Origin of the sequence: uncultured Croceicoccus sp., from assembly GCF_947496385.1 — a bacterium.
Classification (GTDB): Bacteria; Pseudomonadota; Alphaproteobacteria; order Sphingomonadales; family Sphingomonadaceae; genus Croceicoccus.
Genome location: NZ_CANMCP010000013.1, coordinates 40,516 through 52,698, shown reverse-complemented (window position 1 = coordinate 52,698; position 12,183 = coordinate 40,516). Strand labels below are relative to the sequence as shown.

10 protein-coding genes are annotated in these 12,183 nt (G+C 59.5%); 5 read left to right on the top strand and 5 right to left on the bottom strand.

Annotation, left to right across the window (positions count from 1 at the left end; genetic code table 11):
- Window positions 1–705: 705 nt before the first annotated feature.
- Complete coding sequence (locus tag Q0897_RS14490) at window positions 706–2,163, bottom strand: hypothetical protein (protein WP_299310109.1); 1,458 nt, start codon at window positions 2,161–2,163, stop codon at window positions 706–708.
- Complete coding sequence (locus Q0897_RS14485) at window positions 2,163–3,326, bottom strand: FAD-dependent monooxygenase (protein WP_299310108.1); 1,164 nt, start codon at window positions 3,324–3,326, stop codon at window positions 2,163–2,165. The genes Q0897_RS14490 and Q0897_RS14485 overlap by 1 nt, the downstream gene beginning before the upstream one ends.
- A gap of 173 nt (window positions 3,327–3,499) precedes the next feature.
- On the opposite strand from Q0897_RS14485, the gene Q0897_RS14480 reads away from it, so the two are divergent.
- Window positions 3,500–4,156 carry a GntR family transcriptional regulator gene (locus Q0897_RS14480; protein WP_299310107.1) on the top strand — a complete coding sequence of 219 codons (657 nt, stop codon included), beginning with the start codon at window positions 3,500–3,502 and terminating at the stop codon, window positions 4,154–4,156.
- A 129-nt stretch (window positions 4,157–4,285) separates the two neighbouring features.
- Here the strand turns inward: Q0897_RS14480 and xylA are convergent, their stop codons facing one another.
- Window positions 4,286–5,605, bottom strand: coding sequence for a xylose isomerase (gene xylA / locus Q0897_RS14475; RefSeq protein WP_299310106.1), 1,320 nt, complete (start codon window positions 5,603–5,605; stop codon window positions 4,286–4,288).
- A gap of 9 nt (window positions 5,606–5,614) precedes the next feature.
- A complete protein-coding gene (xylB, locus tag Q0897_RS14470) occupies window positions 5,615–7,057 on the bottom strand; it encodes a xylulokinase (protein WP_299310105.1) in 1,443 nt (480 codons plus the stop codon).
- A 323-nt stretch (window positions 7,058–7,380) separates the two neighbouring features.
- Here xylB and Q0897_RS14465 point away from each other — a divergent pair, with 323 nt between their 5' ends.
- Complete coding sequence (locus Q0897_RS14465; protein ID WP_299310104.1) at window positions 7,381–8,337, top strand: sugar phosphate isomerase/epimerase; 957 nt, start codon at window positions 7,381–7,383, stop codon at window positions 8,335–8,337.
- A 19-nt stretch (window positions 8,338–8,356) separates the two neighbouring features.
- Window positions 8,357–9,280, top strand: a complete 924-nt coding sequence (locus tag Q0897_RS14460; RefSeq protein WP_299310103.1) for a sugar phosphate isomerase/epimerase — start codon at window positions 8,357–8,359, stop codon at window positions 9,278–9,280.
- Window positions 9,281–9,729: 449 nt separating this feature from the next.
- On the opposite strand, the gene Q0897_RS14455 is transcribed toward Q0897_RS14460, so the two are convergent.
- Window positions 9,730–10,410, bottom strand: a complete 681-nt coding sequence (locus Q0897_RS14455; RefSeq protein WP_299310102.1) for a TetR/AcrR family transcriptional regulator — start codon at window positions 10,408–10,410, stop codon at window positions 9,730–9,732.
- 88 nt (window positions 10,411–10,498) lie between these two features.
- Here Q0897_RS14455 and Q0897_RS14450 point away from each other — a divergent pair, with 88 nt between their 5' ends.
- A complete protein-coding gene (locus Q0897_RS14450) occupies window positions 10,499–11,038 on the top strand; it encodes a hypothetical protein (RefSeq protein WP_299310101.1) in 540 nt (179 codons plus the stop codon).
- A 650-nt stretch (window positions 11,039–11,688) separates the two neighbouring features.
- Window positions 11,689–12,180 carry a hypothetical protein gene (locus Q0897_RS14445; RefSeq protein ID WP_299310100.1) on the top strand — a complete coding sequence of 164 codons (492 nt, stop codon included), beginning with the start codon at window positions 11,689–11,691 and terminating at the stop codon, window positions 12,178–12,180.
- Window positions 12,181–12,183 lie beyond the last annotated feature (3 nt).

Below are 12,183 nucleotides of genomic sequence, written 5' to 3'. Positions count from 1 at the left end.
AAAACCAAGGAGTCCTACCTCGGCTTCGTCGCGCTCGCTTCAGTCAAACTGTGGATACCCTTTGTCCACGAGGCCTAAACATGGCCAAAATCTCCGAGAATGGCGCTCCTGAGCTCAGCTTAGCTTGGGCTTGCCGCGTATCTTCTCTTTTCGCTCGCTAAGAAATGCTGAAAGCTTCATTCCGTATCATCGCCCGATCCAGAGCGGCAGCGAGATTAACACGGATGGCTTGTTGGATTGAAACTTCGCTCTCCGACCAAAAGAACGGCCCTCGGAATTGTCAGAAGGATCGTACCCTTCGCAAATTGCGGAGCGCAGGGTAGGGGATTTGCGTGCCCAGAATTTATCTCTGGCGTTTCGACGAGGAGTCCGAACGATGCTGCGCTTCCGGCAAGTGGAGTCGCTAGAGAAGTCCGGCGGGGCACACTCGAACTTGGGTCTTGTCGACCGGCAAACTGACAACACGCGCCGTTCCGTTGCCCTGACCGGGTGGCAAAAGCTCGTGGCCGGAACAACGGCGGGGGATGGGCGCACCCGGCAAAACGAACCGCAGTTTGCGCGCGGCAGAAAGCTCCCCGTAAAGCCAGCCGAACGAACAGATTAAGGAGCGACCATAGCGCGCGTATCAACCGCTCACAAGCCTGACCACGAAACGCAAATGGCTATATTCGCGTTTCGTGGCGTGGCGGTTTTCTAACCTTAAACTCAGGACTGCAATGGTGTTATTTCGACAAGCTCCACTGCGGAACCGGGCAGCTCACCCTGAATGGTGACGGATGCACCTTCACCCTGCTCAGATCCTAGCAGTTCGCCGTGGTGATTGCGGTCCGCTCGATATCGAGCCACCTGGTACGGGCCATCGCCCCAGGGCAGGTCGCTGACTTCGAGTTCATAGCCCGAATATGCGGCACTTTTTGCGTCAACCCGGCGGGGAGGAACGTTCAGGGACATGTCCTCCTTATGCGTGCCGATCGGTACCTGAAATTTGAAAACATCACGATCCCGTGCCTTCAGGTACTCTTCCGGTATGGCATAATTGGAGATCAGAATGCGAACGGCATCGCTGTTCGCGGTGCGGCCGGCCAGCACTGCGAAGCCGTTCTCGTCTCCACCGGTTGCGGCGAGGCGGTCCGCCGTGGCCAGTGTTCGTCCGACGAAGCGGAAGGCACCCGTCCTCGCGTTCTGGCTGCCATCGGCTTCGAAGATCCCGGCGGGGTCGGTGAAGTTATAATGGAAATCGGCGCCGGTATCGGCACGGAAGAAGATCGCCTTGTCGACGTCCGAATCCTGCATATAGACCGCCCCGGCCGCGATGAAGGCGGCGTTGTCGGCATCTTCGAACTTGGCGGTCGGGATGCCCGTCATGCTCCAGTATGACAGGAGCAGTTCGGCATCGCTGAAACCGTGCTTGTCGGCGACCGCTCGCACCTCCGCAGCAACCGTCCGGAAGTCGAGCGGGTCGCGGGAGTTGTCGCCGTACCACATCCAGGAAAGGAAATCCAAAGGCAGCGAATGGTCCTTGATGAAATCCAGGAATCCTTCGCGGAACGGGCCTTCATTCAAGGGGAAGGCGACGCAAGGGCCGCCGACCTTCATATCCTTGTCGACGCGCTTTACCGCGCGCGCAGCGGCCGCATACATCTGGTAGAATTGATCGGGCGTGCCGGAGAAGTGCAGGGTGCCGAAATCGGGCTGATCCCCGAATTCCCAATGCCTGACGGCCTTTTCGAACCCGTCGCCCCATCCGCATACGTAGTGGCGGACGATATGCTCGACGACCTGCTCATATTTTTCCAGATCGGCGACCGGCTTCTTGTTGAACGGGATCTCGCTGGCAATCGTGAAAAGGATGTCCGCGCCCAGCGAGCGCGTCTGACGCACCCACGTGTCTGTTGCCGCGAAGTTGTAGCTTGCCGGATCGCTGGGATCGGCAGACCAGTCGGGAAACAGGCTCTTGGGATTGTCGACCGTATCCAGCCTCGAAACCCAATCGTATGACCGGACGAGCGTTACCTGCGCGTCCTTCCACACGTCCCGAATGTCGGGGACGCTCTCCGTGCCCGGAGCCGGCGCGGGAATGCCCGACGTGCCGTGAAGCTTGCGCATGTCGCCGGTCGATCGCCCTGCATCGACGGACAGCTTTGCAATGGGGTTCGAAGTCATCAGTAATCACTTTCCAAAACGCGGTTGATATAATCGATTGCTGCCGGCTCTTCGTTCACCAGATAGTCCAGGCGTCGATCGAGCGCTTCGGGCGTCTCGGAATCGAATTCCTCGTGCATCATCTTCAACGACCAATCCCACACGGTTTTCACGCGGGGGTACCGCCTTGCCATGAATTTGGTCTGGATATCGTAGAGCGAATCGTCGGAGCGAAGGAGTTCGGCAAAGACCACCCCGTCTTCGATGGCCATGGCGGCGCCCGATCCGAGATAGGGCGTCGTGGCATGCGCGGCATCGCCCATGATCATGACCCGGCCCCGGTACCAGGGATAGGGAACCATGACCGTATCGAGAGGCGTGTAAGCCACGTTGGTCGCATGTTGCAGGGAGTCGATCGCCTCCGCCATGAAATCGGAATCGCCCATCATCTGCCGCGCTCTTTCATGCATCAGCGTGGCAAATGCGGCGGGATCGTGGCGCGGGCGACCGGGCTCGAAATGGGTGACGATCACGTACATCATGCCGCCGACCAGCGGTACGAAGCCGACTTTCCCGCCGAAACCGTGACAGAATAGCGCACCGTCGAGAGATTCCGGCGCGGGCACCGCGGCCCGCCAGGCGACGCCGCCGCTGGGAGTAGGGACGTACTTGTCCCCGAACAGGTGCCCGCGGATCTGGGAATTGATACCGTCGAAGCCGATCACGAGGTCGTAGCGACGCGTGGATCCGTTGCTGAGCTCCACCGTGACGCCATCGTCATCCTGCTGGATGTCGACCGCCGTCGTGCCCATCATGATATTGCATCCCAGCTCGATCGCGCGGGCGCTCGCCATTTCGAGGAATTCCAGGCGCGGCAGCTGGACGTTGTTCGGCATGCCATCGACTTTCCGCCCATAGGAAATGTCGACGACATGGTCTCCGTTCCTATCGTAATAGGTCAGAGGGGGCGTCGGGAAGCCCATGGCAAGCGTCTCTTCGAGCAGCCCGATCTGGCGCAGGGCGCGAAGCCCATTGGTCCGCAGGCCCCAGCCCACGCCGGCCACCGAGTTGTCGGGCTTGATATCGATGACATCGACCTCGGCGCCGTTCTGAACCAGCGCTACGGCTGCGCAAAGCCCACCAATACCCGCACCGACAACAAGGATCTTGTCAGATCTCGACATTTCGCTTCCTTCCCAAAATTCATGCCGATGCTGTCGAGGCAATCCCCGCATCGCCATCTCGTGATATATCACCAATACACGCGCATTATTCCTGGTCAAGGGTTGCAATCTCGCCGGTATTTATCGACGGTAACGGCGATCGCTTCGATAACGGGCCGACCTGGAGTTGCTGCATGGCAGAGGGCACTAAACGAAAGCAGACGCTCGCCGATCAGGCCTATGCGCTTCTGCGGGAGCGGATCGTGACGCTGAAAATGCCGCCCCGCATGCCCTTTACCGAGCGTGAGATATCAGCGGAGATCGGTTTCGGGGCGATGCCCGTGCGGGAAGCGCTGGACCGGCTGAACCACGATGGGCTCGTCGAAACGATCCCCCGCCGCGGTTATCGCGTCGCCGGGCTGACACTGAAATCGGTGGATGATTTCTTTACCGTGTGGAGCGCCGTATCCCCGTTGCTCATACGACTGGCCCACGAAAGGGCGACGCCAGAGCAGATCGAGGCTCTCAACGCGATCCATAACGAACATGCGCGGGCGGTCCGGAAGACGAAGCTCGATCCGGAAAGCTGGATCAGCATGTCGCGGCAACGCTTCGATCTGCTTGCGGAGGCCACGCGTAACCCGCCACTCGAACTGATCTACCGCAATCTTTCGGCGCAGATGGACCGGATATTCCACTCCATCAGCCATCACCGCGAGGATATCCGGGCCATCTTCGAACTCGCGACGCGGTTCGACACCGCGATACCGTCCGTCGACGACGCGAGCGAGTTCATAAAGATCAGCCGCGCGAAAATCGCCGAGGTGATCATCGAAAAAGGCTTCGACTGACCGCAGGGTAACTTGGGTTCAGCAACCGCTGCTCACCATTCGAAGTCGACGATGCCGGTGGCAGCGGGGGGTGGCCGGGCATCGGCGCGCAAAAACGCCGATGCCGCCAAAGTCAGATCGCCGTGAGGGTCAGCTACGGGTTCTTGCCACGATATTTTCGCACCATTCCTGTCGTCCGGAGCGGCGCTGTGGGTCGAGATCATGCTCTACCGCGTAATCGGCGATATCGGCGAGCGAGGTGCCCGTGCCATGGATCATGGTCCCAAGACGTCCCGACCAGTCGCCGTACCGGTCCCGGCGGAAGTCTTCCAGCGTACCGTCCTCGATCAGTTCCGCCGCGCGAAGCAATCCGCGCGCGATCGTATCGACGCCGCCGATATGGCCATGAAACAGGTCTTCGGCATCGATGGACTGGCGGCGGATCTTGGCGTCAAAATTGAATCCGCCATCCGTGAAACCTCCGGCGCGCAGGACTTCCAGCATGGCCAGAGTCCATTCCTCCACCGAGTTGGGGAATTGGTCGGTATCCCAGCCATTTTGATAATCGCCGCGGTTCGCATCGACCGACCCGAGGATCCCGAACGTCCGCGCCATCGCCAGCTCGTGCTCGAAACTATGCCCGCCCAGCGTCGCATGGTTAGCCTCGATGTTCACTTTGACCTCGTTCTCCAGGCCGTAACGCTGAAGGAACGCAAAGACGCTTTGGGTATCGAAATCGTACTGATGCTTGGTCGGTTCGTGCGGCTTGGGCTCGATCAGGATCGTTCCTTCAAAGCCGATGCGATGCTTGTGATCCACGACGAGGTTGAGAAAGCGGCCGAAATTGTCGAGTTCGATGCCGATCTCGGTGTTGAGAATGGTCTCGTACCCTTCGCGCCCACCCCAAAGGACATAGTTCGCGCCGCCCAGGCGATGCGTGGCCTCCAAGCAGTCGCGCACCTGGCTGGCAGCCCAGGCATAGACCTCGGGATCGGGGTTGGTTGCTCCGCCCGCCATGTAGCGGGGATTGCTGAACAGATTGGCCGTACCCCACAGGAGTTTGCGACCGTGCTTCGCCTGCAATTCCTCGAGATGGTCGACCGCTTCGGCGAAGCTTTTGCGGAAAGAGCCGATCCCGTCCGCATCGGCCATGACATCGACGTCGTGAAAGCAATAGAACGGCAGGTCGAGCTTCTCCACGAAGGCCAGCGCGGCTTCGCGCTTCGATCGCGCTGCATCGGCGTCATTCGCGCCGCGGTGCCATGGCCTGTCGAAGGTTCCTGCACCGAATACGTCGCTGCCGGGCCAGCAGAACGTGTGCCACACGCAAACCGCCATGCGCAGGTGGTCTTCCATCCGCTTGCCAAGGACGACGCGGTCCTTGTCGTAATAGCGATAGGCGAAGGGGTTGGTGCTATCGCGCCCTTCAAACTGGACGGTTTCAAAGTCTTTGAAATAGCTGGCAGACATAATGTGCTCCTAAAAGGTATCCATGACGCCGACGATCCGGCGATACTCCCAGAGTTTTTGACCAAGCGCGGAGTGGAGAGTCTCATCGGGCTCGATCGTGGCGTTGAGCGCAGGCCGGGTGCAAACGGTCGCAGGGCTTTCCCCGGTCACGCACATGCGGGCCAGCCGGGACGCGCCCATCGACGGTCCAAGTTCACCGTCCTGAAGATAATCCAGCGTCACATCCAGGGATGTCGCCAGAATGCGGCCCCAGTGCGTCGAGCGCGATCCCCCTCCGATGACCGTCATCCGGTCAACCGTGGTTCCGGCATTGCGCAGGGCAGCCAGCCCGTCGGCATGGGCAAACGCGATGCCTTCCAGCACGGCGGACGCGAGACGGGCAGGGGTGGTCGATCCGTCGCAACCGATCCAGCCGGCCCGCAACCGTTCGTTATTGTGCGGGGTGCGCTCACCATTCAGGAAGGGCAGGAACAATTCGGGCCCGGCGCCCGGCGTAACCGTTTCGGCCAGCGCGATGAGTTCCGCCGGCCCGCCAATGTTGAGCAACCGGGCCGCCCAGTCCAGGCACGACGCTGCCGAAAGGTGCACGGCCATCTGATGCCACTGATCCGGGAGGCAGTGGCAGAAGGCATGAACGGCGCCGTCCGGGTTTGGTCGAAAATCCCTGGTCGCGACAAAGGTCACACCGGACGTGCCGAGTGAAAGCAGCGCATCGCCGTCTTCGACGACACCAATACCCACGGCACCCGCGGCATTGTCGCCGGCGCCGCCCGCGACGGGTACGCGATCCATGCCCCATGCCGATGCAACGTCGGCGAGCAGAACGCCGCTTTGCGCGGTGCCTTCGAACAGGTCGGGCATGTTTTTCCGGGTCAGCCCCGTCGCGGCCAGCATCTCGTCCGACCACGCACGCTTCGCGACATCGAGCCACAACGTGCCGGAGCTGTCCGACATGTCGGAGGCCATCGCCCCCGTCATGCACAACCGCAGGTAATCCTTCGGCAGCAGGACTTTATGGATGTGCGCGAAGACATCGGGCTCGTGCTCGCGCACCCAGGCGATCTTCGGTGCGGTAAAACCCGGCATGGCGATGTTGCCGGTTATCGTTCGCGATTGGGGTACCTCACGCTCGATGCGGGCGCACATCGCGGCGCTCCGACCGTCGTTCCACAGGATTGCCGGGCGCAGCACGCGATGATTTTCATCGATCAACGTCGCTCCGTGCATCTGCCCGCTCAACCCGATCGCCCGGACAGCCCGGCGAAATTCGGGATCGATGGCCAAAACGGCGTCGCACGCGGCGTGCCACCATGCGGACGGGTCCTGTTCGGACCATCCGGTGTACGGACTGTTTGCGGTCAGGGGAGCAAGACCCTGTGCAACAGCTTTGCCGTCTTCGTCGACGATGACGGCTTTAACCCCCGAGGTGCCGAGATCTAAACCCAGAAACATCCTTGCCCACCTTGTCTGTCGTTGCCTCGACGTAAACGCACTTCGGCATAATTAGAACCGCTATTATAAAAAATACGTTCGTTCGCAAACGACGAATGCCGGGCACCATCGGGCCTCGCGGGATCGGACATGCCGAGATTGACAGCAGATGGACCGTGCCGTATTGGATTGGGTCTTCTAATTTGAGTGGGTTCGTCCGACCAAAACAGTAATCGGTATCAGCATTACGGCCGGCCGCCTGCCGGCCCGATTGCTCGATAACCGCGCGGACGAACCTAGGCTGCGGTTTTTCGATGCGGCCGCCTGAGGAGCCTGTCCCCGATATGAATAGCGAAGCGATCGCGATAAGCCTCGATCTGATCAATCGTCATTACCAGGAACCCAACCGGAACCGCTATGAAAGCCGGTATTTCTGGGAAGAACTCTATCCGTTGATCGCCGCAGCGGGGTTCTCGACGATCGAGATGCCTTACGAACCGGTGTGGCAATTCGGCGGGCGGACCGGTGTGCCGTTCAACGAATATTGCGTGAATGCAAAATACGAAAACGCGGCCAATTATCGCGCTTTCCTGAAAGAGAACGGCATCGAGGCAGTCACCGGCCTCACGTTCGATCCCAACCTCTTCATGCGCAACGACCAGATCGACTTCTTCTTCGGCGCGACGGGCCATTTCGGAAGCCAGGCGCTTTCCCATGCGGCCGAAATGGGCGCACGCTATCTCGCCATCAGCCCCTCCGCCTATTACGGGCGCGTCGCGCAATACCATCCCGACATCGACAACAGGATGGATGAGTTTGCCGAGCGCACGATCAAGATGCTGGGTACGCTTGCGGAAAAGGCGGGTGAGCTTGGTGTCACGCTCGTTCTGCGGAACGAATACTGGAGCCTGTTCGGGGGCGAGCGCATCATTCCCATAGCCGACGCCCTGCAAGACAGCGTCAAGCTGGACGTCGATACGGCGAGCCTTTTCGTAGCGGGGATTTCGCCCGCGCGCTTTATCGAAAGCAACATTACCCGGATCGGGACCGTGCACCTCACCGATACCGATTTCGTCGACAAGGACGAGACCTGGAAAACGCCGAATCCCGAGTTTCCCAGTGATCAGGCCACGCAGGTTTACCGCGATCCGGGCACGGGATCGGTCGATCTGGCCGGGATCACGGGTTTGCTCGACAGGATGGATTACAAAGGGCCCGTCATATGCAGCGCCCGCCAGACGAGAGATCCGTTCCGCGCCCTGCTGAGAACCCGCGCCCTCCTCAAAACATTGTCGATATAAGACGGACGGAGATTCCGCGATGCCCAATATCCGCTACGCAAATATGAGCCACTGGAAGACGATCCCCTACAAGCAGATCAATAATTTCCGTGAGTTCTATTATGAAGACAAGACCAATACGGCCTATTATTCGGATTGGGACACGATCCTGAAATATCAGTCTGCGTTGGGCTTCGACGGGATCGAAATCGCGCCATGGGACCTGGCGGATCTTGTTCCGCTGTTCGGATCGGCCGAAGATTTTGCCGCGTTCACGAAGGAGCGAGGGGTCGAGGTGATCGGCATGTTTCACGGTGCGCACGCCTCGCACGATCCGGCGCATTACGATGAGGCCATTCGTTCCGGGCGCGAGGCCGTGGACACGATCGCCAAGTTCGGCGGTCAGTACATGAACACCTGCCCGACGCAGAATTACTGCGGCACTGGACCTCTCTCGCGAGAGGAGGTGCAGCAATGCGCCAAGGTCATGAACGAGATTGGTGCATATGCGACCGATCATGGGATCAAGATCGGCCTGCACAACGAATTCTTCTGCGCGATCAATCTGCCGAACCACCGGGAGCTGATTGAATCGACCGATCCAAAGCTGGTCCATTATTGCATCGACACGGCGCAGATCGCGATCATGGGCGAGGATCTTTGCACGTTCTACGACGACTATCACGACCGCATCAGCACGTTCCACCTCAAGGACACTGCATCGGCGGGGCAGCCCGATAGCGTACGCTATGCGCAGGACCCCGAAATCACGGATGACGGCAAGCGCTGGTTCTGGGAGCCGGGCCTTGGAAATCTGGACCTGAAGGGCCTGTATCGCCTGCTGAAGAAGCACGAGTTCAAGGGCTGGATGTCGATCGAGTACGACGGATCGCCCGACTTGCTGGCATCGATGGCGCTCACCCGCCATTACCTCGACAATGAGTTGCGGCCGATCTACGACTAGGGAGCGAACCGGATCGTTCGAACATTGCAAATGGCAAAGTCGGACCCGGACCTCGCGAGCGTCGTTCGGGCCTGGCTAACCCTCGGTGGCCTCGGGCGAGAACTTGTCCTGGCCTGCACACTATGACGTGTTGCGCTACGTTTGCGCGCGAAAGGCCTGGTCGATTGCCTTTCGCCCGCTGACGCCGCCAGGGTCGATGGAATAGGCATGACGCCGCCGGTCGGGGTTCGCAACTGTGGCGCTATGCTTTGAGCGTTTCTTTTTCCCCGCAAAGTGACGATACACAGATTGCGCAGGCGGTGGCGTATCGATCTCGTACCTCACGCCGCATCGACCATCCTGGCCGGTGCGCTAATTCGGCGAGCCTCTTCCCCGGGATCGAAAATTTGCGAGTGAAGGACCCGACCGGGATCCTGAACCGGTTTTCGAGACGCCGGCGCGGGACCGGTTCAATCCTTATAGGTCAGGTAGGCGTAGGCCATGTCGGACAGCTGGGGGCGCAGTTTCTTCCAGATCTTGGGATCACCCGCTTCGATCGAGGCGCCCAGACCAAATTGCCGGGCGACCGATGCGAAGACCATGTGCAGGACAGCTTCGGCTTTTTCGCGCGGGTCGTTGCCCTGGATTTCGTTTCGATAGGACAGAATGACATCCGCCGTTTCCGATAGCGCCTTATGACACGCTTCCTTCCCGCATGGGGATACCACCGGATCAATCGCCGCGCGCTGCATGATGGCCCGCAGGATCGCCGAATGCTCGGCCATGAAGGCAATATAGGCCTCCAGATATTTCGTCAGAAACTCCTTGAGACTGCCACTTTCCGCAGCGATCGACTGCACCATCGCCGCTTCGGTTTCCACGACCGTCTGAAGTTCCTGTCCGATGACTGCGTAGAGCAGGTGGTCCTTGCTTTCAAACCGCAGATAGATCGAGCCGATCGAGACGTTTCCGCGATCGCTCACATCCTGAAGCGTGAAGTCTTCGCTTCCGCGCTCGAGCATCAGTTCTCGAGTCGCTTCCAGCATGCGTTCGAAAGACGCAAGTGAGCGCCCCTGTCGCGGCTTTCGGCGGATGGCCTCCTCGAGAAGTTTTTCAACCGCAGGAAAAGCACTGTTTGTTTCGCTTGGCATCTTTTCCGAAAGCATTAAGCGAATAGAAACGTCAATTCCAATTTGTATCGAGCCGAAATTATAATTTAATCGCGCAAGGTGCGGGAAGATGCAGTGTGCCGTTTTCTCGAAGGCACGCGCAATTCAGCGGGAGGATGATTGGCAACTGATCGAAAAGTGTCGAATAGCACGCAAAAAGGCGCATGATTGCGTGTTCGAGCCGATCTTGATGCCCGGCTATCACGTCAAAGGTGATAGGCCGGTCGGTAGCCGGAGCTCCATATTTGCTGCAATGATGGACCGGGCGTCTTTCTCGACTACCGACACCTGCCGTTGCATAGATAGCGAGCAGACCGGCGAGCAGATTTGTGCGGCACTTGAGGTCATCCTGCGCGCCTTGCAGGATTCGACCTCCCGGGCGAAAGGCGAAGAGGTCAGCAGGCGAACGGAGCATACTTCCGATGCTCTTACGGAAAAGTGGATCTGCACATGGTGCCTGTACGGTTCGCCGGAACCGGTGGTGGAGCAGGCGAAGTCTTGCGAAAACCGCGGAAGTGGGAAGATCCTCTGTGGCACTCTCACCGGACGGCCGATGGAGGAGAATCTGCGCGCAAGGGGTCATACGATCGGTCCTGTTTGCGAAACGTGACATGCGCTGAGCTTCGATGATAAGCCAACGATCATGTATTGTCGCAATAGGCGGAAAACAGCGGCCCGGTTCGTCTATCGAACTGCTGATGAGGTCGGTCGTGGACCTATGTACATCGCATGGCGCGCACCCGCCTCTTTGGCGGTGAGCATTTATGTCCGCAACTCCATCACAAGCCTTGGCCCCGAAACCGGATCAACGATGAACTGGCCTTCGTCGAGGCAGTCCCCCAAGCCGATGGCATCCTGACCGCGTAACCAAGCCATCACGGCGGCGCCTCCGGCCTCATCAAGAACAAGATCGACGCGACGAAAGATTTGCGGGGAGAACGGGCGGCTCCCATTCGATGGCTGTCCCGCAGCTTTCCTGATTTTCGAGGATAGCGGCGCGATGACAGTCGCGACTTTGCGCGCCGTACATGGATGGAATGCACCTTTGGGGTTCGCGATCAATTCCTCCGAGCCGACGTATTTTGCTTCCTATGGCTCTGTTCTGGCCGATCCTGCTGCCGGCCAGCCTGGCGCGATGGCTGGCCAATTCGCAATTGATTACGTCGGTCCGGCGACAGGCATTGACAATCACTCAACTATAACTAGAGCTTTAGTTCTATTATGCTTACCGGAAAAACCGGGGGTACGGGGAGGATCCTGATGAAGTTTCAGAATCACAAAACCGTTCTTTTTTTCGCAAGTGCGCTGGCCGTGCTTTGCATGCCGGCCCATGCGCAGATTGCGCGGCGCGAGCCCGCGCCGGTCGATCCCGAACCCACGAATGCCATCGTTATTACGGCGCGAGATCATGCCGAGAACGTGCAGCACGTGCCGATCGCGATCAATGTGGTGGGTGCCCAAGCCGTCGAAGATGCCGGCATCACCGCCTTTCGCAATTTTACCCGTGTCGCCCCCGTTTCGACCACGCAAGACGGTAGTCATTCCCGGGTTGCCGTGCGCAAGCCGGGTACGACTTTCGGCGGGGCCATCAGCGCGACCTACTGCATTTGGCATTCCCGCAACCTGGAAGCCAGCATCGATATTTCTTTTGGCAGGGTTGGCGGGTTGCGCCTCGCGGGGGTGTACAACACGCGCGACGGGTTTTTCCTCCGACCCAACCGCGCCGCTGCAGGGGGCGGACGTGGTTCATAGTGG